Source organism: Streptomyces sp. NPDC093591 (genome assembly GCF_044764885.1).
In the GTDB taxonomy this organism is placed as follows: Bacteria; Actinomycetota; Actinomycetes; order Streptomycetales; family Streptomycetaceae; genus Streptomyces.
This window is the reverse complement of the sequence record NZ_JBIWIY010000018.1, coordinates 52556-76198: the sequence shown is the minus strand read 5'-3', so window position 1 is coordinate 76198 and position 23643 is coordinate 52556. Positions and strand designations below refer to the sequence as shown.

The window sequence follows — 23643 nt, the reverse complement described above, 5'->3', positions numbered from 1 at the left end:
TGCTCGCGACGGACGGGCGGCCGTACCGGCTGCAGGCACGGGCCTGCGGCCGGGCAGGTGAGGGGGGTGGCCGTCCGGGCGCCACTCAGGGGCGCCGTAATTCGAACTCACATGCGGGTGGCATATGCGTATCCGATCACACGTTGATGCGATCTCGCTACACGCTGTCGAGTTTTAGTTGATCGCGGCCTGCATATATCTGTCTAGTTCCCAGGTCGGGGAGATTTACCACAGCTGGTAAAGACTTTCCTTCAAGATCGTTCCAGCGTGGGCGGGTGCCCCTCGACCCCATGCCCGACTGGGTAGCCCCCCGCCGCCGGGCCATCGGGGAACACATCCGCACGACCCGCCGCGCCGCACGCCTCTCCCAGATACAGCTCGGGGAACGCGTCGGCCGCGACCACAAGACGATCCACCGCTGGGAGTCCGCGGTCACCGATCCGAGCCTCACTGACCTGCTCCTCCTGGCTGACGCTCTCGGCGTGCCTCTCGCAGAACTCGTGCAGTGACCCGCCGCCGGCGACAGGGGGACGATCGACGGCGGGCCACCGGGCCGCCTCGGGGGACTTAGCGGCCGTTCATCCCGTCACCGGCGCGATCGGCGCCGCACCGGTGACGGGGGTCTACCACCACTCGGTGCGCGCGTAGACGTCCTTATGCCCACCTGAGGGATGCGGCGGCCAGGTGCAACGGCCGGGCCCGTTCGGGTTCCGCGCCCAGCAATAGCCAGCCGCGCGGCCGGCGGCCAGCGACGCCTGGTCCTGGGCCGCCGAGGCGGCGGCAGTACGGTGCTGGGTCGGCGTATTCACGGGGTCCTCCTGTCGGGGTGGGTAGAGATCTATGGCCAGCCGGGGGAGGCTGGAGGGCGCGGACGTCCGGGGCAGCACTAAGTGAGGCAGCAGCGTGCGCAGCTCTCAGCGCTGGCGCTGCAGGGAGTGGCCGCGCCGGGCTTGCTGGTACTCGGCCGCCAGGCGGTCGCTTTCCTCGCAGGGAAGGTTCGAGTTCGCTCCGTGCTCGTCGACCGTCGCGCAGGTGGGGCATGTCAGGTGGTGGTCGCTCATGCGCTGGAACGCCACCTCCTTCGCCGCCTTCTCGCGGAGGCCGAGGTGCTCGTAGTGGTCGCACAGGGCGTTCAGGGCGCGGGCCAGGCGGCGGGCGTGCCCGAGGGGGCCGCCGCTCCTGTGGCTGGGCTTGGCTTCCAGCCTGCTGCGGGCTTCCCACACGCACCCGAGGACTGTGGCGCGTTGAGCGGTGCCCGGGGTGAGCTTCCTGCCGCCCTGCTCCACCTTCGGGGCCAGCAGTGCGATGTGCTCGCGCATCTGGAGGGTGAGCGTGTCGACTTCGGCGTCACCCGGGGGCAGCGCCTCGGACACCGCATCTGGTTCAAGGAGCCGGTTCACGGGTTCGCGCATGGTGGCGATGTCTACGGGCAGCGTGGACGGGTCGTGTGTCGGTGCCATCTCACGCCACCGCCTTCGTCTGGCATCCGCAGCTGACGATCGTCCACTCACGGCCGTCGTCGCCGACCGTGACCGTGCCAGCGGGTGTCAGGTCCTTGGCGACAGCGCCGCAGCCCCAGCATGCTCGGCCGTGCAGTCGTGCGATGCTCACCGGCCCGTCCACGCGGACCGGCGAGGCGATGCTGGTGTCGCTCATGCCCGTTCCTATCTGCCTGTTTGTGCGGACAGACAGATCATGGGCCGCAGCAAGGGCCACAAGGGACACAGCTTGTGTCCCCTTGTGTCCCCTGGCCGGGTGGGTCAGATGGCGCCGACCCACTCAGCAAATGCGGTAAGGGTCTCGGCGTCTGCTCGCTTCAGACGGCGCAGGGTCGCGGCGGTGTCACGCGCCCAGGGGTGCTCGCGGGTGTGCTGCGGGGCGATCAGCCGGGCAACCTTCAGGGACTCAAAGGAGTCGTCGGCCAGCCCTGCCCAGAGCTGAGCACGCGCCAGTTCGATCCAGAACCCGGACTGCCGTTCCGCAGGCAGGTCAGATGGTGGTGTCCACTCGCGGGCCACGTCGAGGGCGCGGGAGACGTGGTCGCTGCCCAAGCTGACTGCCACCGACACTTCATGGGCGCGGACCGAGTCCGGGCCGAATGCCGTCCCCAGGTATTTGCCCTCGGGGATTCGGTCGCCGAGGCGGCGCGCCTCGTCGAGGTGGAGGTCTGCCGCGTCTCCATCCCCTGCCCGGCCGGCGATGACCGCCGCCCGCATGTGCAGCGCGCCAAGAGATGCGATCGCTTCCCGGCCTCTGGGGCTGGGACTCGCATCGATCGCGTTTTGGAGGGCTCGCAGTCCAGCTGTGTGGGCGCGGGCAGCGAAGAACGTCTCCGTGCGTACGTAGGCGGCGGTCGCTTCGGTGAGGGGGTCTTCGGACTGCAGGGCGGCCCATCGCATCAGCTCGACCAGCCGGGCGGACAGGTCGTGATGGCCGTACTTGAAGGCGGTGGCGTCCGCGGTGCGGGCGGTGGAGGCCAGGAGTTGGGCGGCCCGGTGGCGTTGGGCTCCCGTGCTGTGGTGCAGGGTGCGCAGAGTCTGGTCGAGCAGGGTGGGGATGTGTTTGGCGATGAGTGCGTACTGGGCGCCGAGGCGCCAGTTGACTGCCTCGTGGACGGCGCTGTGGAGCTCGTCGAGAGGTACAGCGGGTGGGTCTGTGGGGATGTCGTAGGCGGCGATCGCCGCGCTGATGGAGGGGATCGCGGCGTGCACGCGGCTCTCGGTGCGGGTGTTGCCGCTGACGATGTGGCTGGGGTCTACGGCGAGGGCGGCGGCGATGGAGTCGAGGGCGTCGTCGCTCGGTGTCCTGGCTCCACGCTCGATGGCTTTGATCGTGGAAAGGGAGAGGAAGGCGGCGCAGGCGAGCTCGGCCTGCGTGAGCCGGCGGGCACGCCGGATGGTGGCGATGCTTTTACCGACATCGCGGGTGCTGGAGGCGGGCATACTGGTTCCCCGTTCGGTGCGTCCACTCCGAACCGTACCCGCGCCGTGACAGCACTGGTACGCGAACGGCCCCGCCTGCATCTCGCAGGTGGGGCCGTGTCGTTGACGCTCAGTCTGCGACGATCGCGGTGAGCTGGGTGAGGCTGTCGATCCGCCAGTCCGCGGCGGCCGCGACCTCCGGATCGTCGGCCCACAGATGGCCCCACGGGCCGCGGCGGATGTGTGCCGCGCGCAGGCCTGCTGCCTTCGCTGGGAACACGTCGTTGGCCGGATGGTCGCCCACGTACAGGGTCCGGCTGGGCTCGGTCTGCGCCACACCCAGCACTCGCTGGAAGAACTCCGGCTGTGGTTTGGCCACCCCCCACTCTCCCGAGGTGACGACCAGGTCCGCGGGGAGGTCGAGGCGGCGCAGCAACTTGCTGGCGCGGGCGGTCTGGTTTCCGGCGATGACGATGCGGACACCGGCTTCTCGCAGCGCTGAGAGGGCGGGGCGGACGTCGTCGTACAGGTCCGTCTCGTCCAGGCGCTCGCCCCGGCCTGCGGCCTCCATCGCGGCGCGTTCAGCGGCGACGTCGATGTCGGGCCGGACGAGGCGTAGGGCGTCGGCGTTGTCGCGTCCTTGGGCGACGACGGCGCCGACGAGGGCGGACACGGTGTGGCGGGGGATGGTGAGCCAGTCTGCCCATGTGGCCCAGTAGCGGTCGTCTCGGGTGATGGTTTCGCCGATGTCGAACACGATGCTTTCGATCACTCAGAAAAGCCTACGGGGCATGCGTGTTTCGGGGACCTGGTCGATACGCTGAGGGCATGTCCCCCAACTCTCTGGCCCCTGGGCCCGTGCGGCCTGCTGCGGTCGTGAATGAGGACATTCGTGCCTTGTGGCCGCATCCGACGGTGCGGCTTACGGATGAGCAGCGAGCGGAGTATGAGCGGCTCGTCGCGGAGTGGGCGGCGGCCGTACGGAGCGAGGTCGTCGAGGCCGCGTGATGCCGCGACCGCTCACCCCAGGAGGGCTCAGCGCTTACGTCGCGGGCCCAGGTGTTGGCGTCCGCATGGGCATACGGGGCGACGCCGCCTCGCGCGGTCCGACCGATGGTGGACGCGCAGCCGGTAAAGCAGGGTCGAGAGCATCCAGGAACTGTAGCGTCACGCGTACTGGCGGCGCTGCGGATCCAACGCCCCGGCGCCCAACACCCCACCATCCGACGGCTTCGGGCTCGGCTCCGGCTCGACCGGATCGCAGGTGTAGCGCGGGTTGTCCGGGTCGAAGTCGCTGACACGGCGGCACGTGTACTCCGTCCCCTTGTACGTCCACGTCCAGCTCGCAGGCGGCTGGCCCGGCGCCCCGTCCCGCCCGTCGACGCCGTCCTTCCCGTCCTGGCCCGGGACGCCGGTCGCGTCCTGGCCGGGAGTCCCCGGCGGTCCGGTCACCGTGGCGCCTGGAGGGCCGGACGGGCCCGGGCTCGGTGTGATCGTCGGTGCGGGCTTCCCCGGTTCGCCTTGCTCGCCCTTCTCCCCTTGCTTGCCCTGAGGTCCGGGCGGCCCTGTCACTGATGCGCCCGGCTCGCCGCGCGATCCCGGAGGTCCGGCCACCGGCGTCGCCCCCAGTCCCTCCACCTGCCGGGCTAGGGCGTCCCGCGCCGCGGACTCCGCCCGCAGCTCCCGGGACATGTCCACCACCAGCACAGCAAGAGCAGCCAGCAGCCCGAGGGCGAGCACGCCCGTCACCGCGCCGAGCCACTCCGCGCGCGGCAGCTTCATTCGCTGGCGTCTCTTGTGCGTGGTCGTCATTTCGCCACCACCGCCCACACTGCGATTGCTGCCGAGAGCAGGCCCATCAGGATCGGCACGATCATTTGGTAGAGGCGGGCTTGCCGTTCTCGTTCGCGCCGGTCTCGTTCGTCGCGCTGGTATTGCTCGAACGCGTTCTGCAGGCCGGCATTTGCGTCCCGTTCCTTTTGGAGTTCCTGGCCGAGCGCGTTGATGCGTTGGTCGGTGTAGGCGGACTGGAGGGCGTACACCTCGGTGCTCACGACTTTGTCGAGGCGGGAGTTGATGCCCTGCCCCATGGCCTGGATCTCCTGACGGAGGGCGTTGACGGTGCGCCCGAGTTCGCCTACGGACAGGTCGTCGGGCACTCTCGCCTCCGATCGCCAGGTCATCTCGAACGGCAGTGTGCACTGATGTATGGCGAGTTCGTTCCGGTCGCAACTGTCACAGCATCACCGCTGCATAATGAATTTCAGCCGCCCGGCCAACTGAATGCGAGGCGCTCACATGCAGCAGCAGACCGTACGCCGCCCCGGACGCCCGAGAGACCCCAACGTCATCGCCCGCGACGAGGCCATCTTCCAGCTCATCGCCGACGGGCACGCCACCCGCGCTGAACTCGCCGCACGCACCGGACTCGACCGGGCGCTTGTACAACTCGCCTGCCAGCGCCTGCACAGGGCGGGCCGGATCCGGCAGTGCCTCGCGAACGGGGCGGTGTCCTGGTCCGTCGCCGACGGCACGCCCTGCTCCTGAGGCGGCGTCCGTGAGCATCGTCGAGTACTTCTCCGCCGAAGACGTCGCGTGGCAGAACAATGCCCCCTGTGCCACCGCTGACTTCGACTTCATTCCCGACACCGAAACCGACGAGGAGGCAGCGACCGCCGAGGAGCGCTGGTGCCGTACCTGCCCGGCCCGCACCCGCTGCCTGGCGTGGGCGATGCTCCACCGCGCCGAGGGGTACTGGGGCGGCACGACCACCTACCAGCGTGACCAGCTGCGGCGTGTTCGCACGCGGGCGAAGTGCCCGATCTGCCAGGCGACCGAGCTGGTGTACGCGGATCCGCACGAGCTGTGCCTCGCCTGCGGGGTCTCCTGGATCCGGGACGTGCGTGAGGAGCCGATCGCCGCTACGCCGCTACCGCAGACCGCCGCGTAGCCTGCTGCTCCTCGTACGCTCGCGTCCAGGCGTCCATCCACCGCCAGCTGTGGTCGCGCAGCCGCAGCTGCGCGGCGACCGCACGCCCCTTCTCCGACAACTCCTGCCGCAGCGCCGCAGACTCGCGCAGCCGCTTCAGCTCCCGGTACCACGTACGCGGCCGGTCAGCGAGAACGCCCGCGCCCAGCTCGTGCAGGCGCCGGTACTCGGCCCGCGGTGACGCCACCCACGGCACCCCGCACGCCGACATTTCCAGCGGCTTCAGCCACGACTTCGCCGCGTTGAACTTCGTGTCCGCGAGCGGCGCCATACCCACGCCGATCGACGCGACCGCAGTCGGCCACTCGTTAATCGGTACCGCCCCGCCCGGAGGGTCCGCCGCCAGTCCGAACGCCCGGCCAGCGCCCGTCGAGACGCCGCGCATGACGAACTCGGCGCCCTCGTCGACGAGCCGGGCGATCGCGCCGCCGACCGACTCCGGGTCGTTGGGGTGGGAGTGGAACGAGCCGGGCCAGCCCACCGTGTCCGAGTCCGTACGAGGCAGCCCGTAGTACATGTCGGGCAGGTAGTTGGGCAGCACTGCGCCTCGGCCGTGCCGGGCGTACACGTCCAGCAGCGCGGGCGTGGACACCGTGACGAGCGAGGCGTTGCGGCAGGCGAGGGCGAGGTTGTGCCAGGAGTGGAGTCCGGCGCCGGGCCGGTGGACGGCCCACGCCGGGTTCGATGGGTGGATGGAGGAGAGGTCGTCGTCCACGTCGATGACGACGGTGATGCCCTTGGCGCGCATGACGCCGACGGCCTGGGCCATGTAGGCGTGGGTGACGCGCTGCATGACGACGACGTCGGCGTCGACGAGGACGTCCTTGACGGTGTCGCCGTCCATGACGACACGGACGCGGCGGTCGCGGGCGCCGACGACTTCGACGTCGTGCCCGGCTGCGGCGAGGTGCTGGCCGGGCCAGATCATCCTGAACGAGCCGCAGCCGTAGGAGTCGGAGGGGTAGACGACGACCCTCACGCGCCAGTCTCCTTGCGGGCCGTGCGGGCTTGGCGTGGCGCCTTCTCCAGGGCCTCGACGCGGGCGGTGAGTTCCTCCACCTGCTGGCGCAGCTGCGCGAGTTCCGTGTCGGCGGCGGCCGGCGTGGCGTCGGGGTCGGCGCCGGTGAGAGCTGCTGCCTCCTCGCGGGCGAGGCGGCGGATGCGGGCATCGAGGGCGCTCACGCTACGGCTCCCTTCGGGGATACCTGGCCCCGGGTGATGAACATGAGGACAGCGAGGACAGCGCCGTTGACGGCGGCCGTGGTGGTGGGCGCCACTTCGTAGCCGAACGCGGCCACGGCCGAGGCGAGGGTGGCGACGAGGGTGGTGAATGCCTGGACGGCGATCGGCCGGGTGAGGGCTGCCGCGATGGCGCCGAGGATCGCGGAGACGCCAGCGACAGCCCAGCCCGCCTCCTCCGCGGTGAGGCCCACGTTGAATGTGACGATGAGGCCGAGTACGGCTGACAGGGTGTTCATCCAGAGAGCGGGCTCGCGCCCGAGGATGGTCTTCATGGGGCAGTTCTCCTCTTACTGGGCGAGTCGTGCGGCGAGCAAGTCGGCGACCTTGGCGGCGAGGGCGTCCAGGTCGACGCCGCCGACGGCGAGGCTGTCGACCTTGGTCTGAAGCGCAGCCACGGACGTCTCCAGTCCCCGTACGAGGCGCCGCGTCTCGCGGCCCACGACGTTCGGGGAGTGAACGGCGTACGCGAACGACCACTTCGTGTTGCCCTCGTGCCAGTCGGCGTTCTCGTCGGGCGGGGCAACCGCGTTGATGATGTCAGCCGCGAAAATCTTGTCGCGGACCTTGTCGGCGATCTTGTCCATCTCGGCCTCAGTCAGGGCCACGTCTTCCTCCTCGGGGGTCTGGCCGGTGGCCCGGGCGACAATGCCCGGGAACACGACCTCTCGGAACTGCTTGATGCGGGCGGCGCCGGGGCAGGCGGTGCCGTTCGTCGACCACTGCGGGAACATCGAGTGGTAGCCGAAGCCCCAGTCGCTGTGGCTGCGGCAGATCCGCAGCGGGATGCCGTGCCGCTGGTGCAGCCACACGCCGAGCTTGATGAGCTCCTCGACCTGCGCGTCCGTCCACGGGTCGGAGGCCTTCGTGTTGGAGGCCGTCTCGATGGACACTGCCCCGGTGCCGTCCGCACGTCGGTTGGCGCCGGCGTTGGCGTCCGCGCGGGTCTCGGTGCCGATGTACTGGCCGAGGGAGCCGTCGTAGTCCAGGCCGAAGTGCGACTCCAGCGAGGTGCTGTCGCGCCAGTAGGCGTAGATGCGCCGCTCGTCCCACGGGGCGACCACCGAGTGGACGATGAGCTGCGTCGGCCGGATCGCGGGCTGTGCGTCGGACTCGGGCTGCAGTTCCATCTTGCTCGCGTTGGGATACCAGGCCATGGTGCACGCTCCTTCAGAAGGGGACGACGACGATGCGGCGGGACAGGAACGTGCCGGTGCCAGACGCCACCCGGTATTTCGCGGTGAAAGTGTTCGCGCCGGGCGTCAGGTCGTCGTGCCAGGCCACCCCGGACGTGATGATCCCGGTGCCAGCTGTGCCGAACACGCCGATCCCTCGGTTGTCCGCCGCCGCGATCGTCGTGGCGCCGCTGACGTCGTAGGCCATGCGGGACGATCCGGCCCCCGTGTTCTCCATCGAGCCGTGAATGATGACCAGGGCGCACGGCCCTGTCTCGACGGTGACGGCGGGCCCCACGGTGGCCAGGTCGGTGAACGACGTGCCGGTGGTGGTCTCCGAGATGAGGACGCTCGCCGATTCGGACAGCCGCTCGGCGATCTCGTTGACGCCCGACACGGCGAAGTGCGAGCCGGCTGTGGTCGCCTTCGCCGGTGCGGTCTCATTGAGGTTGTCGCGGAGGAAGGTGTTGAACTGGGCCGCGGTGAACACGGAGCTCGCGACGGCTGTCATGGGGGCGGACCAGGCCATGTCACGGCTCCTTACAGCGGGAAGACGCTGAGTTCGCGGTAGCGGAAGCTGGCCGTGTTGGAGCCCGCGGCGTACTTCATGGTGAAGGTGTTGGTTCCGGGGGTCAGGCCGACGAAGGTGTGCATCTGTCCGGCGCGGTTGAGGTTGCCTGCGGTCATGCCGTCGGTGGAGAGCATCCACTGGTCGCTGGCTGCGACGGACGATGCGCCGGAGACCGCGACTGAGCATTTCGACAGGGCGTTGTCGGTGTTGTTGCTCATGTCGGCGGTGAAGAACACGAGGGCGGTCGGTCCGGTGGCCACGGAGATCGACGGGCCGGGGGTGGTCAGGTCCGTGTAGGTGGCGGACGTTGTGCTCTGGCTGGTGTCGACGCGGGCGGCGGAGGGGCTGCGCATCGTGATCGCGTTCACGCCGGTGGACACGGGGAACTGGCTGGCAGCGGTTGCCTTCGCCGGGGCGGTCTCGTTCAGGTTGTCCCGGACGAAGGTGTTGAACTGGGCCGCGGTGAACGTCGAGTTAGCGACTGCCGTCATCGGCGCGGACCAGGCCATCAGTGCATCGCCTCACCGAAGGTGGCGGGTACGCCGTGCTCGCGGTTCTCCTCGCGTAGTTCGTCCACGGTCTGCCCGTGGGGGGCACGGAACCGGAGCGCGGTGTCGTGGTTTTTCGGGAACCAGTTGCGAGTGTGCGGCACAGGCCGGAGGACGAGCACGCTCATGATCTCGTTCATGTTCAGCGGCCAGTCGATCGGTGCGACCATCTGGCAGTAGGAGCAGTGAAACTCGCTCTTCTGCACCACGCGCGGCGACGTGGGAATGCGGGGGTTGGCCCGCTCGAAAAGGTGCTCGACGCCGCCGCAGCCGCGGGGGCAGTCGGCCACCCAGTCGCCGCTGTACACCCATGCGCGGGCCTTGGCCTCGATCAGCTCCACCATGGGAGGGACGGTAGACACCTCCCAGAGAAGATCATTCCGGGGTCAGGTGCCGAACCTGCCGAAGTCGAAAGCGCCCTGCGTGGGGTGATCGAAGATGAACACGGCTTCCGGGTCGTCGGCGGCCGTCGGGTCAAACACGCCGTCGTCGAAGCCGCGGCCGGCCACGTCGAAGGTGAACGGGGTCGCGGCCACCGTCAGGCCGGTGCGCTCGCATCCGAGGGTGGCGTAGTGGACGCGCCGCTCGCAGCCGGAGGTGGCTTCCTCGTCGCTGGGCATGCGGGCGATGGTGTGGTCGATGCTCTCGATGTGGAAGTCGGCGGACAGGCCGAGTTCGCCGTGCTGGATGGTGATGAGGTCGGAGATGTGGCGGGTGAGGATCTGCAGGAGGTGGTCGCTGTCGGAGCTGACGAGCCGTAGTTCGACGGTGGGTCGGCGCTGCGCGTAGTGGGCGAGGACGAGCAGGGCGATGGCGTATGCGTCGTGCTGTCCGGCCCATGGAGCGTCGTCGGGGTAGGAGCGCTGCCCGTGGCGCTGGATGCTGACGGAGTCGTCGGCGGAGACCTTCACGTTGCGGACGGTGGGCACGGAACGGGCGCGCAGCTGCAGATGGCTGATGGTGACGGTGCCGCCGGCAGCGAGGACGTTGATGGTGGTCGACTGGCCGGAGCGGCGGGAGATGGTGGTGACGACGGTGCCCGGCCCGGTGAAGACGATGTCGGTACCGGGCACGAGGTCGAGGGCGTCTTGGAACGGGTCGGAGGCTTTGGCCTGGATCGTGGCGCTCTGGCCGAGGGCGAGGCTGATGGTGTCGTTGGACTCCCACACCACGGACAGTGCCGGGGCCGGGGAGCGTTCAGCGATGTCGAAGACGACGCCGTTGACGATGTCGCGCCAGCCGTGGCTGTAGCCGAACGGCGCAATGAAGGACAGTACGGGCATCAGGTCACCGGGCTCTCATGGCGTGGGCGCCGGTGCAGCGCAGGACGTTCGCGGCGGCTGCTGCGGACCACTGGCCGGTGATGACGAGATCCTGCGTGGACGTCGACGAGCGGGTGGCACCCGCGTTGGAGTCGGATACCGCGATGGGGTTGCTGGACAGGGCGGTGGCGATGCTGTCGGCGACGAGGAGGTTGCCGCGCCAGTTCGCGGCCGCGCCGACGCTGGTGAGCAGGACTTTGCCGTCGGCCCGCCACCCGGCGGCGGTGCCCGCTGTGCTGGGGCAGGTGATGACGACGGTGGCGAGGACATCGCCTGCTAGGCCGCCGACGCGTAGACGGAGCGTGATGGTGGGGACGGTGGTGACTGGCCAGTCGGCGTTGCCCCACGCGCAGATCTCGTAGACGGAGCCAGCGCTGGCGTCGCTGCCGGGCACGGTCAGGGTGTGGAGGACGGTCTCTGCGACGGTGTTGGTGACGGTCACGGTGGTGGTGAGGCCGAGCGCGCCGACGGGGATGGTGCCGTTGAGGCCGGAGCTGTTTTTGACGATGGCGCGGCTGGTGCCGCCGTAGGTGACGGCGCCGGTGGCGGGGGTGGCGGGTGCGGTGGCGGCGTTGGGTAGTAGCCAGCCCAGGGCGGCCGTTGACGGGCCGGTGCCGTAGACGAACGTCGGCGCCGTCTTGGAGCCGGTGGCTTCGTCGACGTTGAGGCGGCGGAGGATGGTGTTGTCGCCGTCGTCCTGCCAGCCGGTGGTGTTGCCGTGGACGTATCCGCCGTTGACCTGCACGTAGGCGGCGGTGGAGAAGCGGGCCCCGTACTGGGGGCTGTTGGTGCCGGTGGCGTCGTCATCCACACCTGTGTTGACGACCAGCCCATTGATGACGATCGGGTTGGCGCAGCCCTGGACGCGCAGCCCGGCGAAGCCTCCGCCTCCGGCGTTGCCGTTGCGGCCGTCCCGGTTGCAGGTGATCCCGGCGAGGACGAAGGGCGGGCTACCGGTGCCTGTACTGCTGCCGAGGTGGATGCCGTCCTGGCCGTTGCGGTCGGTGAGGAACCCGGTGACGGTCAAGTTCCCGACCTGGGTTCCACCGCCGATGTTCAGGCCGTGGCCGGTGTTGAACAGGGCCTGGCAGGAGTCGAAGGTGAGCGACCCGAAGGGGCCCATCAGCCAGCCGTCGCCGCCGTTGGCTGCGGCGATGCAGTTGCGGATGTAGCCGTCCGTCATCGACATGGAGAAGCCGTAGCCGCCGTTGTTGTAGGCGACGACGGAGTCCATGAACCAGTCGTGGGGCGGCTGCGTTCCGTCGCCGACGTTGGTGTGGATCCCGTTGTGGCTGAACTGCTTGATGGACACCCGGGCGATGACCACATCCAGCACGTGGCCTTGGGCGTGGATGCCGGACACGGAGCCGCCGTTGATGGCTGAGCCGTCGATGTCGATGTCGAAGACGCGGACGTTGCCCTCGACACCCGGCGCCCCGGTGATGTCGTCACCGAGAATGCTGATCGCGCACTCCCCGGCGAACGTGAACATGGGCCGGATACTGCACAGGGGGGTGGTGAACCGGTTCGGCCACGCGATGCTGTGCGCGCCCTGCAAGGTGACCCCAGTTTTGAGGACCAGGCTGTCGCTGATCCGGTACACGCCCTTGGGGAAGTAGACGATGCCGCCGCCGGCCACCGCCGCGGCGTCGATGGCCGACTGGATCGCCGCCCGGTCGTCCGTGACGCCGTTGCCTGTCGCCCCGTACTCCTGCCGGACGTTGAGGGATACCTGCGACAGCCTGCTGTCGAGATCCGCCAGTGCGGCGTTGAGCGGCACGTCCCAGCGGCGTGTGCCGAACGTGATCGGTGTGAATGCCACGCCTACTCTCCTCCTCCGAAGCCGCCCTCGCCGTAACCGCCGGTGCCGTATCCGTAGACGGGGCTGCACTCTCCGACTGCTTCGGCGCTGAACGTGGCCTGACTGGTGAGCGACTCGGCACGCAGCAGCCGGTGGTGTCGGTCGCGGAAGATGAAGGTGCCGTCGGGGCCGACATAGGCGATGGACGGCGGCCCTTCCGAGGCGAGCAGTTCGGCGACGGCGGTGAGCGCGTCAGCTTCCTCCAGCCACCACCACGGCACGAACGTGGCGCCGAGGTCGAGGTCGCGGGGGCCGGTCCAGCCGACCGCGTCGAGGATGACGCCCATCAGGGTTCCGGTGCGCTGTGAGGCGTACAGCTCGGTTGAGATCTTGACGCCTTGCAGGAGGGACAGCAGGTCCAGGGCGGTGATGTCGACGGTGCGGTCGCCGCGGTCGGGGTGCACCTGCAAGTCGTCGATGCGGCCGACGAACAGCGGGTACATGGTGTCCTGGAAGACCGTCTCGACTTTGACCGGGGCGGCTGGGGACATGTCGTCGGCGATCGGCGAGTCAGGGTTCTCTGGGCTGTAGATCCGCTGGGCGTTGCACAGGGTCATCGACAGGGAGCCGACGCGGGGTGGGGCGAGCTGGCGGGCCTGGTCGCGGCCGTAGGCGAAGTTGACGGGGCCGCGCTGCATGACGTCGTTGGTGACGTCGTCCTGGTCGTCGTCGAAGTCGCCGTCGCCGTTCCAGTCGACGAAGATGGTGTAGCGCTCGGGCAGCGTGGGCCTGATGTTGAAGTTGTCGAAGTAGGCGTAGTCGTCCGAGGGCGGCCCGCCAGTGACGAGCGGCGTGCAGTGCGCGAGAAGCTGCACTTGAAGGTTGTTCTCGGCGGTCCAGGCGGGTGCGGTGGCGGAGTGCTGGGTGGTCCATTCCCGGCCGTCGGGGCTGGTCTCCCACAGCAGTGTGCCTGTGTCCTCGCGCACGCCCAGCCACGAGTGCGCTGCAGGATCGTACGCCAGCGTGGCCGCGTTGGGGTCCGTGAAGTCCACGTGCGTGGCCATCAGCAGCAGGTTGGTGACGGCGTCGACCTCGAAGACGATCTGGGTGCCGGGCACGTCGGACAGGATGAGGAGTTGGGCGTACGACTCCGAGTGGCCTGGGCCTTCCGGCGGCGTCACCTGGGCGCGGGCGTGGGAGCCCTGCAGCCGATAGATCTCACCCGAGGCGTAGGCGGCAAAGCCCTCATCGCAGGGCACGCGAGCTTGGCCGTCCGGCTGGTCGGGGAGCGTGCCGCCTGGGCCGCTGTTGTAGTTGCTGGGCCACTTGGTGGTGTTCACGGTCGGCGCGTCGAAGTCGTCCACCAGGTCGGCGAACACGGCCGAGCTGGGGATGACGTTGAAGTTGTCGAACTCGGCGAAGTCCGCCACGCCGCTGTCGCGGTGGGTGATGAGCTGGATTTCCAGGTCCGCATCGCCCACCCATGCAGGTGAGGCCGTCGTCCGGCGAGCGGTCCAGGTCAGGCCGTCCGGGCTCGTCGACCAGACCAGCGTGCCGCCCGCTTCCTCGATGCGCAGCCAGCGGTGCGCCACCGCGTCGTAGGCCAGGGTGGTCGCGCCCGGGTCGAAGAAGCCGGTGCGGACCGCCATGGTGAGCAGCCCGGTGACCGCGTTCACCTCGAAGATGACGTCGGTGCCGGACGTCGATGACGTAATGAGCAGCTGCGCCCACGCCTCGCTCGCCGCACCGCCGGCCGCCGGCGGGAACACCTGCACCCAGGCGTGGGAGTCGGCGAGGGTGTACGTGTTGTCGCTGGTGAAGGCGGAGAAGCCGGTGTCGCAGGCGACGCGGGCGCGGCCGCCGGTCTCGGTGGGCAGTCCGCCCGGGCCGGTGTTGTAGTTGGAGGGCCATTTGACGGTGTCGATGACGCCGTCGTTGAAGGTGTCGCGGAGTTCCTCGGTCAGCGGCATCAGGCGGCCCCTCGCAGGGTGCGCGGCAGCCGGTTCGTGCGCGAGAGGTTGTCGAGGGCGCGGGCGAGCCAGTCCTCAACTTGGCGCTGGCTGCCGAGGACTCCGTTGTTCTGGACGATGACGGTGAGGTTCGAGCTGGTGTCGCGCGGCCTCGGTGTGGCGCCCGTGCGCATCGTTCCGACGGCTGGCACCCGGGCACCCCGGGTTACACGTCCGGCTACCTGCTCCATGGCTCTGTCGATGTGCGGCAGTCCGCGCACGACGCCGAGGGCGAGACCGCGAGCCGTGTTGATGCCGTCGGGGATCAGTTTGCGGGCCGGGCTGCTGATGCCGAGCGCCTTGCGGATCGCCGCCTGCATGCCCTTGGCGATGTCGAGCATGAGCTTTTCGATCTGCTTCTGTTGGGCCTTCAATCCGGTGAGGAAGCCGTCGCCGGCCTTCTTCCCGGAGTCGTAGAGCAGGTCCGCGCCGACTTTGCCGAGCTTGCTCGACTCCTTGTCGATGTCGGACTGCAGCTTGTTGTACTGCTTGATGGTGGCGGAGTCTGCTCCGGCCAGGGACGCGGCGAAGGCGCCTCCCTGCTCGGGGCCCATCTCGAGGATCTGCCGAAGGAGGTTCTTGTTCAGCCCCTTCTTCTGCAGCTTCTGCACGTTCGCTGTGAAGGCCTTGATCTGCTTGAGGGAGGCCTGCATCTCGCCCTTGACGAACTTCGGGGAGTACGCGTCCTCTTGCACGATGGAGGCGAGGCTGCCGGTGGCGCGGGCTTTGCTGGCGGTGTCGGTGGCGAACTTGTTGGCGTCGGCGATCTTCTTGGCGATCGAGTCTCGTTGCTTCGCCAGTGACAGCAGCTTGGCTGTCTGCTTGTTGACCATGGCGACGAGCTGGTTGTCCTTGCGGCCGGTGAAGGCCGCCCAGATGTCCTTGGCCAGGTCCGCGGACACTGCCTTGATCTTTGCTTGGGATCCGGTGAGGCCCTTGATGAACCCGGCGCCGACGTCCTTCGCGAGCGCGGCTGTCTTCTTCGACGGCGATGCGATCTGGAGTTCCTCGCGGATACCCGCGACGACGGCGGCCGCCATCGCCCGGGCGGCAGCGACGACGGCACCCACCGAGCCCGTCATCCCGGAAGCCAGCCCCGCCCCGGCATCCGCGCCGGCCCCGGCCATCCCGCCGGCCGCCAGCTTCGGCACCGGCAGCTGCATCGCGTTGAGCGCGTCGAACAGCCGCACCCCGTAGTGGCGTACGGCGGCGCCGCGCACGACGTACTCGGTGTCCGAGACGCGGGCGCTGGCGCCCGAGCCGAGCATGGCGAAGACGCTGTCCGAGGTGGGCGTTCCCGGCCCCTGCACCTGACCGCCCGCCGGGAACGCCTGGACGGGGCCTCCGGAGGCGTAGCGGCGGACCCGGCCGCCGCGGGCGTAGTCCCGGTGGGCGGGCGCCACTGCGCTTTTGGTGCCGACCGTGGTGAAGCGGGTGACGTGGTTGACGGTGAGCGTGGTCGACTTGGAGCGGGGCAGGTTGTTGATCTGCGTCTGGGCGGAGGAGATCTTCCGCCGCCAGTCGTCGATGTTCGCGGTGAGTGTGGCCTTCTTGGTACCCCGGGCGTTCTTCAGCTGCTGTTCGGCCTGAGCGACCTTCGCCCGCCACACCTCGATGTCCGCAGTCAGCTTCGCCTGCTTCGTCGACTTCGCGCCCAGCAGCCGCCGCTCAGCCTCCGCGACCTTCACTTTCCAGTCGGCGATGTCCGCAGTTAGTTTGGCCCGTTTCTCTCCCTTGGCGGTCTTGAGCTGCTTGTCCGCCTCGGTGATCTTTGTCTTCCAGTCGGTGATGTCCGCCTTCAGTAGGGCGGTCTTGTTCGGTGTCTTCAGGATCGTGGTTGCGAGCTTCTCCGCCTCGGCGCGCGTGAGACCCATCTGGACGGCGTTCTGCACCAGCTGCTGGCGGCCGCGTTCGTAGATGGAGTTGACCGCTCCCCACGACTGGCCGCTCTCCCGCGCGGCGGACGCCGCCTCGTCGGTCTTCGCGGCGAGGTCGGTGAGGGCCTGCGCGGCGGCGCGCTGCTTGTCCGTGTTGAGAGTGAGCTGGCCGCCCTGCATGTCGAGGACGCCCGCGTTCTCCTGCGCCGCCTTGGACGCCGCGTCGACGGCCGCTTCGAACGCGATCATGCCGCCGAGGCCCTGGCGGTTGACGTTGTTCAGCGCCTCGATCGCCTGCCGCAGTCCATCCGCGCTGGCTTTCTGCTCGGCGAGTTTCGCGGACGTCTGCTGGGCCTGCTGCCCGAACAGGCCCATCGCCTCCGCCGCGAGCTGCTGTTCGAACTTGGCGTCCTCGATGGCCGCCTTGTAATCGTCCAGCTCCTTCGTGAACTGCTTGGTGTCGCGGCCGCCCTTGCCGTACTCCGCGGTCAGCCTTTTCAGCGCGGCCGCCGCGAGGTCGGCCTGCCCGTTCTTGACGAGGCCCGCCAGCGCCTCATCGATCGCGTTGAGATTTTCCTTCGCGTCTTTCACCGGGGTGCTGTCCCAGTTGGCGAGGCCGCCGAGACTCACGACGAACTGCTGCACCTTCTCGGCATTCGACGGATTGGTCAGGCCGTTGACCGAGTCGTGTAGCCCACTGAGGTCCTTACCGAACGCCCTGGCGGCCTCCCCGGTCACCTTGCCCTCGGCACCCAGCCGCTTCAAGGAAGTCGTCAGCTTGTCGACATCTGGCGGCGCCGCCTTGCTGCCCTGCGAAAGCTCCGACAGGGCAATCACCAGCAGGCCGATGCCGGTGCCAGCAACGGCGAGCTTCGCTGCGCGGGACAGGGTGCCGAACGCGGCGGCCAGCGCGGGCAGCGTGCCCGTTGCGCCCGCAGCCGCGGCCTGCATACCGACGATGGCCGCTGAGAACGCTGTCACGCCGGCCGAGAGGGCAGCAGCCCCGGCTGCCGCAAGCCGTACGGCCTTCAGGGCGAGCGCCAGCTGCAGCATGGCGGTGATCACGCCGGGTGGGAGCGCCGCTACGAGCCCGGCGAGCGCGTTGACCACCGTCAGCAGGCCGGGGCCTACGTTGGCCGCTGCCTGGAGGATGTTCGACAGGGCCTGCGACAGATTCGACAGGGTCTCGCGCACCAGCGGCCCGTTGGCGCGGACGTACTCCATGAACTCGGACGCGCCGCCCGACACGTTGCCGGTGTTGAGGGTCCGCGTGAACCGGATCAGCGCGTCGTTCGCCTGCGACATGGCGCCCGTTGCGAACTCGGCGAAGCGACGCATGAACGCGTCGAACGCGCCCGACTGAACCCCGCCGGCTGCGATGGTGACGAACCGGTTGAGTTGCTGGCCCGCGCCCTGGACCACCGGGGTCAGCTTGGGAAATAGGGCGCCGAAGAGGGCGAAGGAACGGGTTGCTGCCGGCATGGTGCTGGAGGCGAGACTGTCAGACCACTGCCGGTATTGGTCTTTCAGCGTCGACAGGGCGGCGGCTGCCGTACGGGTCGGCTGCGGCATGTCCTGGACGGTGCGCTGATAGGCGATCTGCGCCTTCGCGGCCTCCGCCGAGGCGGCACCGTGTTCCTCGACGGCGTCCTTGTACTTCTTCTCGGCGTCGGAGGCCTCGGACAGCTTGGCGATCTGCCCGCCTACGGCGGCGCCGAACACGGCGACGGCCACGCCTGCCGCCGTCAGTCCGGCTGCGATCGGTGCGGCCTGCGCCGCGATCGGGATCAGCGCCGGCGCCAGGACCAGCGCCGCCGACTTGAGGGCGCTGAGAGCCCGGCTGGAGTCGTTGGATGACAGCGTGACCGTGCCGAGCCGCGCGCGCAGTGCGGTCATGCCGTCGCCGGTGCGGCGGATGGCGCCGTCCAGGTCGTCCATGTCGCCGCGCAGGGTGCGCGCGGCCGTGCCGAGGAGACCGAGTGCTGCTGCGGCGGCGGTGGCCCGGGTGGTGAGGGTGGCCAGGGTGCGGGATGTACCGCGGGTGGCGTCCTGCAGACCGCGCAGCGCGGAGGTGGTGGCCGCGATGTCCGTGGCGTCGGTGTCGAGGCTCGCGCTGATCTGGATGGGGCCGAGGCGTTGCAGTTCGCGTACCGCGGCCCGTACGGAGGCGGAGCCGGCCGCGGTCTGGTCGTCGATGTTGACGGCGACGGCCGCGCCGCTCAGCCGGCCCAGTTCCGCGCCGGCCTGGGCGATGCGCCGCTGGAGTTGACGCAGCGGACCCTCGGCCTGGCGGGCCATGCGGCGGATGGACTGCACCGCCGCCGTGGTGGGCATGTCGACGCGGATCCGGGCGGTCCCGATCAGGTCAGCCATTCAGGCTCACCCCCATCGAGGCGAGGAACGACTGGCTGGCGTCCTCTGGCCCGTGCCACCACCAAGGCGCGCCCGGCTCGGCCTTCTGCTCCATGGCGCGGCGTTCACGGCCGGGGAGCGCCCATGCCGAGACACCGAGGTCGGCGTCGAAGCGGGCTCGTGCCTGTTCCTCGGTCTGTCCGTCGTGGACGATCAGCCGCTGGAGCATCTCGGCGTAGATCGCGTTCAGGAAGCGGTCGGCTGGGAGGTCACCGAGGTCGATGCCTCGGGCGGCGTACTCTCCGTCGAGTTGGTGCCAGATTCCGGGCTGGCAGGCCCATCCGATGAGTCCGGCGACGGCTGTGTAGGGCGCATGCCGTACTCCTCCAGCAGCCACAGGACGACGTCGGACATCTGGTCGTCGTCGATCGGGCGTTCCTTGTCCTTCAGGCGGGCGGCGAACCGCTGCCAGGACTCGGGGAGGAGGGCGAGTTCGAGGGCCTGCTTGAGCAGGTCGTGCTGCTGCTGGTAGGTCTCGGTGTCGCCGGTGTTGTTGTAGAGGGTGACGAACTCGGCGAACACGTCGCCGGGCAGCGCGGGTGCGGCTTCGAAGGTGTCGCCCTCGATGGTGAAGGGGAGCCGCTTGCGCTTGCGGCTGAAGTCCTTGGCCGCAGCCGGCGGTGGAGGGGCGGCAGCGAAGGCGGCGATGCCGTTCGGCGGGGTGAGGGTCTCGGTCATGGGTGGGACGGTAGGTTCGCCCCGCGCATGATCATTCCGGAGTTACAGGGCCGCCGGGAGTGCCTTGTTCAGGAAGTCGTTCGGCTTCTGGCCGGCCACTGATTTGGCGAACACGATGCGCCCGTTCAACACGAACCGGAGTGCCTGAGCTCGCACGGGTGTGATCCTGCGGGCGTTCGGCCCGTACAGGCCGGTGCCGTTGATGACGTAGCCGACCGCCGGGTGCCGGACGATGATGTCCGCCGACGGGCCTGCGCTGCTGCGCTGCACGATGGGAGGGGCGATGCGCTCGCTCATGCTGCCTGGCGCGAACTGCCGGGCCTGGGCGGCGGTACGGTCGGCGCGTTGCTGGCAGTCCCGTCCGACCATCCCGGCGGGCGAGTTGAGCATGCGGTCTACGGCTGCCCAGTCGATGCGCAGAGTGGCGGCCATGGTCAGTTCCTCAGCAGGGAGACAAGGGCGCGGAGTTCGGATCCGACGCAGCCGCCCTGCGGGCCTTGGGTGACTTGGGGGCGGACGAGGAAGTCGCTGATGTCGCGGGCGTCGTTCATCTCGCACAGCCTGACCGAGACGGCGCGCAGGGTCTCGTAGGCGTCGCGGGCCACGCTGCGAGCGGAGGCGTCCAGCGCCTCGGTGGTGGGATAGAGGCTCTGCCCCTCGGCGTTGGGGGCGCAGCGGATGACCTGCACGACGAGTTCGGCGACCTCGTACGGGGCGTCGCAGGTACCGAGCCGGGTGGACTGCGGGGCGGGGAAGTCCTCGCTGGGGTAGACCTGCGCGACGGACACGGCGAGCATGCCGCAGTCGCAGGCATCCCAGGCGATGGCGCCGGGGACGACGCCGTGCCGCTCGGGTGTGTCGGTGAGCGCCTCGTACACCGCGGCTTCGAGGGTGGCCGCGACGGTGTACCACTTCAGCTCGCCTGTGATCATGTTCCGGCCCTCCGGACGGTCGGCTGATCCACCCGGTACACCCGCGAGCGCTGCCGCAGCCCGTACGGGTTCCATGTCGCGATGAACGCATCGACGAGATACAGGCCCGTGCGGCCCTTCTTGAACAGCTCGCCCACGTCCGGGTAGGAGATTGTCACGCCCTGCCGGACGAGCTGCTGCACGCCTGCGGGGAGGCGGCAGTCCTCACCATCGGCTGCCTTCGCGAACTGGCACGCCAACTCACCCATGGCCAGCGCTGCGCCCTCGGGCAGCGGCTCCCCGAACCGGGCTGTCACGGACCACGTGCCCGGCCCGGAGTCCTCTGCTAGGTCGTTGCATCGCGGCCAGCGCTGGCCGTCGGTCCGGACGAGGATCCGGTTGTTGTCGAGGCGGTACGCGGAGGATGCCAGCACGACGCCGTCGATGACGACCTCGGTGATGTCGTAGACCGGCGCCGGGAGCCGCACCTCGGACACCTCCCCGCACGAACAGCCCGAAGTGCAGGAGCCGCACGTGAGGTTGAACCACAGGCCCCCGATCAGGGCGGGCTGCGGCCAGTACAGTGCGGTCCACGGCGGCCCGAAGTCGTCGTAGAAGCGGCCGTCGCTGCAGTCGTCGCGGCACGGGCGGAGGGTGACTTCGCACAGGCCGAACCGCATCCCGGTCAGGGCGTACAGGGTCTCGGTCGCTGTCGATACGGCGATCCCGGTGACGGCCGGGTTGAGGGTGGACAGTTCGCATGTCCACTGAACGGGCCAGTCGTCGCACGGGCCGCGCATGCCGCCGCTGCCTGTCGGCGTGCTCAGGATCGGGTTGATGACGGGCATGGTGCACCTCCCTTCACGGCGTGGAGTTGTCGGTGATCAGGCCGAGGGTGGCGAGCGCTTCGGCGAGGGAGACGCCGGCCGAGCCGTCAGCCCACGAGCCGCTCACGGACTGGCGCCCGACCGGGGTGGCCCCGAAGAAGCCGGCCGTGTTCGCGTTGCCGTCCAGCCGGTGCAGTGGGTTGCCGCTGCCGTCGCGTACCTCCAGGCGCGAATTGAGGACCAGCAGCGGTGCGGTGAAGTTCCCGCCGGCCAGGAACGCGGTGCCTTGCTCAATGGCTTGCACGCGGGTGAGTAGGTCGTTCACGAACCCGTCGATGGCCTGGACGTCACCGGTGAGCGCGGTGACGGTGACGATCGTCGCGAACGTTGCGCCCGCGTAGGCCCGGTCGCCGTGCGGGTCGCTGGCCGCTGCGTGGGTTGCGATGTCCTGCTGGGTGGCGCCCTGCGCGGCTGCGCCTACGGCGATCTCGAAGGCTTCGCTGTCGATGTGGACCCAGTAGCGGCCTTCTTCGGCCCAGAACTCCAGGCGCCCCGTGCCGCTCGTGCTCACCGGGTTCGCGAGCGGCGTCGTACCGCCCGCGTCGGCATACAGCGTGGCCAGGGTGTTCGCGTTGTGGACGAACACCCTGGCGGGGACGCTCGCCGCCAACTCCCCGGAGGGGAACCAGAACAGCTCGCTGTACTGCGCCAGCGCCATCTGTCCCCTCCTGGGGTCGTGCGAGCCCGGTCGGTAGTTAGGCGACCGGGCTCGTGAACTGCGTACTACGCGGCCAGTGTCGTCGGGTCGCAGGCGATCGTCGGCGGCTCGGTCGTGGTGACGTTCCAGAACCAGTGCTCGTCGAGTTCCAGCTCGTATCCGGCGGGCAGGTAGTCGCCGCCCACCAGGTCCAGCCACTGCGTGGCCGGGGCGCGGGTCTCGCTGGTGGTCTCAAGCGTCGAGCGGCCGTTCTCAATCGTGTAGCTGCCGAGTTGGGTCGCACCGACGTTGGGCCACGCGTTGTAGATGTAGCGCTGCTGCCCGGACGCATCGCAGGCCCCGGCTCCGGCGACTTCCTGCCAGACCTCCAGCGAGTAGCGGCGCTCGGGGTTGCCCTCTACGACAGCGAACCCGGTACCGGTCGTCGGGGTGCCGGTGGTCAGCTCACGGGCGGAGATCATGAGCGCGGCCGTCGACGTGTTGATCTCGCAGAACTGCGAGGTCAGGTTCAGCCTCTTGAGTGTGGGGTCATCCTTTTGGTTCACGCACGGCGTGCCGTCGGCCGTCCGCTCGAAGAACTCGACGCCGTCCTCGTACTGCGGCTCCATCTGCACCTGGACGAAGCCCTTGGTCACGGACACCTGTCCGCCCGTGCCGGTGATTGGGACACCGCACGCGTCGAGTTCGATGATCCGCATGTGCGTGCCCTTGATCGGGGTGGCGCACGTGGAGTGGGTAGCCATGATCTTTCTCCTACTCGGTGGGCACGCCCAGGACGATGTGCGCGGCCAAAAGGCAGCACTCGAAGCCGATCAGGTAAGTCCGCTCGGCCTGCATGCGGAGGGTGTTGGTGGCCCGGTTCAGGGAGTCACGGACCTGCGTGAAGTACACGTTGCTGCGGTAGCCGAAGGCGGCGCCGGTGGCGTAGATCCACGTCGTGCCGTCGGCCGGCGCAGCCCCGTCCGGGCCGGTGCCGGGATAGCCGCCCCCGGCGACGATGAGGTTGCCGTTCGGCGTGACGAGCCGGCCGCCATCGTCAAGGCGCGCGAGCTTCCACGCGGCCAGAGTCGGCAGCGCCGTACGGGGGACGTGGATCAGGCCCTGGCCCTTGTAGCAGTTGGCGAGTTCCTGCTCCAGCGCGCCGAGCGCGGCCGCCACGTCGGCGCCGGTCACGACTGGGGAAGCCGTGGTCTGCAAGACCACCTCACCGTCGAGGACCTCCGTATCGGCGGCGAGGTGCGGGAACACGACGGCCTGGTCGGCGGCGACGCCGGTCCAGAACGCGTTCTCCAGCTGGTGCTGCTCGACGCGATCCAGGGCGTCCTGTGCGATGGACTGCGCGTCGCCGAGGCCGATCGGCGTGCACTGGAACTCGGCGACCACGGTGAACGGCGTTGCCCCGCGAGACTCCTGTGTGACGTTGGGTGTCTTGGCGGGAGGTTCCGGCGGGGCGCCGGTGCCGGTGACGGACAGGCACTCGTCGTAGGTGGTGTCACCGGTCGGGCAGCGCTCGATCCAGGTGACGCCGTTCTGCCAGTGCGGGCCGTCTGTGCCGGGGGTCTGGATGGTGTCCCACAGCCCGTGCGGCAGGGGGGTGAACACCGCGGGCAGGTCGATGAGTTGGCGTGCCATCGGCGCTCACCAC

Annotated in this window: 29 protein-coding genes; 4 read left to right on the top strand and 25 right to left on the bottom strand. The window is 69.3% G+C overall.

Going from position 1 to position 23643, the window contains the following annotated elements; all coding sequences use genetic code 11:
* The first annotated feature begins 290 nt into the window (after positions 1–290).
* Positions 291–509 (top strand): helix-turn-helix domain-containing protein, encoded by a 219-nt coding sequence (locus ACIREI_RS33620; protein WP_403341031.1) that lies wholly within the window; start codon positions 291–293, stop codon positions 507–509.
* Between the two features lie 405 nt (positions 510–914).
* Here the strand turns inward: ACIREI_RS33620 and ACIREI_RS33615 are convergent, their stop codons facing one another.
* The 4 genes from ACIREI_RS33615 to ACIREI_RS33600 form a co-directional block, all read right to left on the bottom strand.
* The gene (locus ACIREI_RS33615; protein WP_403341028.1) at positions 915–1460 is read right to left on the bottom strand and encodes a DUF6415 family natural product biosynthesis protein; all 546 of its coding nucleotides are present in this window, start codon (positions 1458–1460) and stop codon (positions 915–917) included.
* Between the two features lies 1 nt (position 1461).
* Positions 1462–1656 (bottom strand): hypothetical protein, encoded by a 195-nt coding sequence (locus ACIREI_RS33610; protein WP_403341026.1) that lies wholly within the window; start codon positions 1654–1656, stop codon positions 1462–1464.
* Between the two features lie 104 nt (positions 1657–1760).
* Positions 1761–2942, bottom strand: coding sequence for a helix-turn-helix domain-containing protein (locus tag ACIREI_RS33605; protein ID WP_403341023.1), 1182 nt, complete (start codon positions 2940–2942; stop codon positions 1761–1763).
* A gap of 109 nt (positions 2943–3051) precedes the next feature.
* A complete protein-coding gene (locus ACIREI_RS33600; protein ID WP_403341020.1) occupies positions 3052–3693 on the bottom strand; it encodes an HAD family hydrolase in 642 nt (213 codons plus the stop codon).
* A 56-nt stretch (positions 3694–3749) separates the two neighbouring features.
* Between ACIREI_RS33600 and ACIREI_RS33595 the strand changes: the two genes are divergently transcribed.
* On the top strand, positions 3750–3929 hold the full coding sequence (locus ACIREI_RS33595; protein WP_403341017.1) for a hypothetical protein: 180 nt from the start codon (positions 3750–3752) through the stop codon (positions 3927–3929).
* 159 nt (positions 3930–4088) lie between these two features.
* Here the strand turns inward: ACIREI_RS33595 and ACIREI_RS33590 are convergent, their stop codons facing one another.
* Both ACIREI_RS33590 and ACIREI_RS33585 read right to left on the bottom strand, forming a co-directional pair.
* Positions 4089–4733 carry a collagen-like protein gene (locus tag ACIREI_RS33590; RefSeq protein WP_403341015.1) on the bottom strand — a complete coding sequence of 215 codons (645 nt, stop codon included), beginning with the start codon at positions 4731–4733 and terminating at the stop codon, positions 4089–4091.
* Positions 4730–5080, bottom strand: coding sequence for a hypothetical protein (locus ACIREI_RS33585; protein ID WP_403341012.1), 351 nt, complete (start codon positions 5078–5080; stop codon positions 4730–4732). Before ACIREI_RS33585 ends, ACIREI_RS33590 begins: the two co-directional genes overlap by 4 nt.
* A gap of 139 nt (positions 5081–5219) precedes the next feature.
* Here ACIREI_RS33585 and ACIREI_RS33580 point away from each other — a divergent pair, with 139 nt between their 5' ends.
* Together ACIREI_RS33580 and ACIREI_RS33575 are read left to right on the top strand one after the other, a co-directional pair.
* Positions 5220–5468, top strand: a complete 249-nt coding sequence (locus ACIREI_RS33580) for a winged helix-turn-helix transcriptional regulator (RefSeq protein WP_403341009.1) — start codon at positions 5220–5222, stop codon at positions 5466–5468.
* 10 nt (positions 5469–5478) lie between these two features.
* On the top strand, positions 5479–5871 hold the full coding sequence (locus tag ACIREI_RS33575) for a WhiB family transcriptional regulator (protein WP_403341006.1): 393 nt from the start codon (positions 5479–5481) through the stop codon (positions 5869–5871).
* Here the strand turns inward: ACIREI_RS33575 and ACIREI_RS33570 are convergent.
* From ACIREI_RS33570 to ACIREI_RS33480, 19 genes are all read right to left on the bottom strand, one after another.
* Positions 5843–6889, bottom strand: coding sequence for a glycosyltransferase (locus ACIREI_RS33570; protein ID WP_403341003.1), 1047 nt, complete (start codon positions 6887–6889; stop codon positions 5843–5845). The two genes, ACIREI_RS33575 and ACIREI_RS33570, sit on opposite strands and share 29 nt — an antisense overlap.
* Positions 6886–7092, bottom strand: coding sequence for a hypothetical protein (locus ACIREI_RS33565; protein WP_403341001.1), 207 nt, complete (start codon positions 7090–7092; stop codon positions 6886–6888). Before ACIREI_RS33565 ends, ACIREI_RS33570 begins: the two co-directional genes overlap by 4 nt.
* Positions 7089–7424 (bottom strand): hypothetical protein, encoded by a 336-nt coding sequence (locus ACIREI_RS33560; protein ID WP_403340999.1) that lies wholly within the window; start codon positions 7422–7424, stop codon positions 7089–7091. Before ACIREI_RS33560 ends, ACIREI_RS33565 begins: the two co-directional genes overlap by 4 nt.
* A 15-nt stretch (positions 7425–7439) precedes the next feature.
* A complete protein-coding gene (locus tag ACIREI_RS33555; RefSeq protein WP_403340996.1) occupies positions 7440–8306 on the bottom strand; it encodes an N-acetylmuramoyl-L-alanine amidase in 867 nt (288 codons plus the stop codon).
* A gap of 13 nt (positions 8307–8319) precedes the next feature.
* Positions 8320–8853: a hypothetical protein gene (locus tag ACIREI_RS33550; protein ID WP_403340993.1), complete on the bottom strand. Its 534-nt coding sequence runs from the start codon at positions 8851–8853 to the stop codon at positions 8320–8322.
* 11 nt (positions 8854–8864) lie between these two features.
* A complete protein-coding gene (locus tag ACIREI_RS33545) occupies positions 8865–9386 on the bottom strand; it encodes a hypothetical protein (RefSeq protein WP_403340990.1) in 522 nt (173 codons plus the stop codon).
* A gap of 17 nt (positions 9387–9403) precedes the next feature.
* Positions 9404–9787: a hypothetical protein gene (locus tag ACIREI_RS33540; RefSeq protein ID WP_403340987.1), complete on the bottom strand. Its 384-nt coding sequence runs from the start codon at positions 9785–9787 to the stop codon at positions 9404–9406.
* A gap of 42 nt (positions 9788–9829) precedes the next feature.
* Positions 9830–10726: a hypothetical protein gene (locus tag ACIREI_RS33535; RefSeq protein ID WP_403340984.1), complete on the bottom strand. Its 897-nt coding sequence runs from the start codon at positions 10724–10726 to the stop codon at positions 9830–9832.
* Between the two features lie 4 nt (positions 10727–10730).
* On the bottom strand, positions 10731–12587 hold the full coding sequence (locus tag ACIREI_RS33530) for a glycoside hydrolase family 55 protein (protein ID WP_403340982.1): 1857 nt from the start codon (positions 12585–12587) through the stop codon (positions 10731–10733).
* Positions 12588–12589: 2 nt separating this feature from the next.
* Positions 12590–14536, bottom strand: coding sequence for a hypothetical protein (locus ACIREI_RS33525; protein WP_403340980.1), 1947 nt, complete (start codon positions 14534–14536; stop codon positions 12590–12592).
* On the bottom strand, positions 14536–18825 hold the full coding sequence (locus tag ACIREI_RS33520; protein ID WP_403340976.1) for a hypothetical protein: 4290 nt from the start codon (positions 18823–18825) through the stop codon (positions 14536–14538). Before ACIREI_RS33520 ends, ACIREI_RS33525 begins: the two co-directional genes overlap by 1 nt.
* A complete protein-coding gene (locus ACIREI_RS33515; protein ID WP_403340974.1) occupies positions 18818–19033 on the bottom strand; it encodes a hypothetical protein in 216 nt (71 codons plus the stop codon). The genes ACIREI_RS33520 and ACIREI_RS33515 overlap by 8 nt, the downstream gene beginning before the upstream one ends.
* Before the next feature lie 17 nt (positions 19034–19050).
* A complete protein-coding gene (locus ACIREI_RS33510; RefSeq protein WP_403340971.1) occupies positions 19051–19542 on the bottom strand; it encodes a hypothetical protein in 492 nt (163 codons plus the stop codon).
* Between the two features lie 42 nt (positions 19543–19584).
* A complete protein-coding gene (locus ACIREI_RS33505; RefSeq protein WP_403340968.1) occupies positions 19585–19974 on the bottom strand; it encodes a hypothetical protein in 390 nt (129 codons plus the stop codon).
* A gap of 2 nt (positions 19975–19976) precedes the next feature.
* A complete protein-coding gene (locus ACIREI_RS33500) occupies positions 19977–20474 on the bottom strand; it encodes a hypothetical protein (protein WP_403340966.1) in 498 nt (165 codons plus the stop codon).
* Positions 20471–21301: a hypothetical protein gene (locus tag ACIREI_RS33495; RefSeq protein WP_403340963.1), complete on the bottom strand. Its 831-nt coding sequence runs from the start codon at positions 21299–21301 to the stop codon at positions 20471–20473. The genes ACIREI_RS33500 and ACIREI_RS33495 overlap by 4 nt, the downstream gene beginning before the upstream one ends.
* A 13-nt stretch (positions 21302–21314) precedes the next feature.
* The gene (locus ACIREI_RS33490) at positions 21315–21998 is read right to left on the bottom strand and encodes a hypothetical protein (RefSeq protein ID WP_403340960.1); all 684 of its coding nucleotides are present in this window, start codon (positions 21996–21998) and stop codon (positions 21315–21317) included.
* A gap of 65 nt (positions 21999–22063) precedes the next feature.
* A complete protein-coding gene (locus ACIREI_RS33485) occupies positions 22064–22741 on the bottom strand; it encodes a hypothetical protein (RefSeq protein ID WP_403340957.1) in 678 nt (225 codons plus the stop codon).
* Positions 22742–22751: 10 nt separating this feature from the next.
* Positions 22752–23630, bottom strand: coding sequence for a hypothetical protein (locus ACIREI_RS33480; RefSeq protein ID WP_403340955.1), 879 nt, complete (start codon positions 23628–23630; stop codon positions 22752–22754).
* Positions 23631–23643: the final 13 nt, after the last annotated feature.

Coding starts and splice junctions, on each gene's coding strand:
- ACIREI_RS33620 (WP_403341031.1), top strand. CDS start 291: ATGCCCGACTGGGTAGCCCCCCGCCGCCGGGCCATCGGGGAACACATC.
- ACIREI_RS33615 (WP_403341028.1), bottom strand. CDS start 1,460: ATGGCACCGACACACGACCCGTCCACGCTGCCCGTAGACATCGCCACC.
- ACIREI_RS33610 (WP_403341026.1), bottom strand. CDS start 1,656: ATGAGCGACACCAGCATCGCCTCGCCGGTCCGCGTGGACGGGCCGGTG.
- ACIREI_RS33605 (WP_403341023.1), bottom strand. CDS start 2,942: ATGCCCGCCTCCAGCACCCGCGATGTCGGTAAAAGCATCGCCACCATC.
- ACIREI_RS33595 (WP_403341017.1), top strand. CDS start 3,750: ATGTCCCCCAACTCTCTGGCCCCTGGGCCCGTGCGGCCTGCTGCGGTC.
- ACIREI_RS33590 (WP_403341015.1), bottom strand. CDS start 4,733: ATGACGACCACGCACAAGAGACGCCAGCGAATGAAGCTGCCGCGCGCG.
- ACIREI_RS33580 (WP_403341009.1), top strand. CDS start 5,220: ATGCAGCAGCAGACCGTACGCCGCCCCGGACGCCCGAGAGACCCCAAC.
- ACIREI_RS33560 (WP_403340999.1), bottom strand. CDS start 7,424: ATGAAGACCATCCTCGGGCGCGAGCCCGCTCTCTGGATGAACACCCTG.
- ACIREI_RS33555 (WP_403340996.1), bottom strand. CDS start 8,306: ATGGCCTGGTATCCCAACGCGAGCAAGATGGAACTGCAGCCCGAGTCC.
- ACIREI_RS33550 (WP_403340993.1), bottom strand. CDS start 8,853: ATGGCCTGGTCCGCCCCCATGACAGCCGTCGCGAGCTCCGTGTTCACC.
- ACIREI_RS33545 (WP_403340990.1), bottom strand. CDS start 9,386: ATGACGGCAGTCGCTAACTCGACGTTCACCGCGGCCCAGTTCAACACC.
- ACIREI_RS33540 (WP_403340987.1), bottom strand. CDS start 9,787: ATGGTGGAGCTGATCGAGGCCAAGGCCCGCGCATGGGTGTACAGCGGC.
- ACIREI_RS33535 (WP_403340984.1), bottom strand. CDS start 10,726: ATGCCCGTACTGTCCTTCATTGCGCCGTTCGGCTACAGCCACGGCTGG.
- ACIREI_RS33525 (WP_403340980.1), bottom strand. CDS start 14,536: ATGCCGCTGACCGAGGAACTCCGCGACACCTTCAACGACGGCGTCATC.
- ACIREI_RS33520 (WP_403340976.1), bottom strand. CDS start 18,825: ATGGCTGACCTGATCGGGACCGCCCGGATCCGCGTCGACATGCCCACC.
- ACIREI_RS33515 (WP_403340974.1), bottom strand. CDS start 19,033: ATGCTCCAGCGGCTGATCGTCCACGACGGACAGACCGAGGAACAGGCA.
- ACIREI_RS33510 (WP_403340971.1), bottom strand. CDS start 19,542: ATGACCGAGACCCTCACCCCGCCGAACGGCATCGCCGCCTTCGCTGCC.
- ACIREI_RS33505 (WP_403340968.1), bottom strand. CDS start 19,974: ATGGCCGCCACTCTGCGCATCGACTGGGCAGCCGTAGACCGCATGCTC.
- ACIREI_RS33500 (WP_403340966.1), bottom strand. CDS start 20,474: ATGATCACAGGCGAGCTGAAGTGGTACACCGTCGCGGCCACCCTCGAA.
- ACIREI_RS33495 (WP_403340963.1), bottom strand. CDS start 21,301: ATGCCCGTCATCAACCCGATCCTGAGCACGCCGACAGGCAGCGGCGGC.
- ACIREI_RS33490 (WP_403340960.1), bottom strand. CDS start 21,998: ATGGCGCTGGCGCAGTACAGCGAGCTGTTCTGGTTCCCCTCCGGGGAG.
- ACIREI_RS33485 (WP_403340957.1), bottom strand. CDS start 22,741: ATGGCTACCCACTCCACGTGCGCCACCCCGATCAAGGGCACGCACATG.
- ACIREI_RS33480 (WP_403340955.1), bottom strand. CDS start 23,630: ATGGCACGCCAACTCATCGACCTGCCCGCGGTGTTCACCCCCCTGCCG.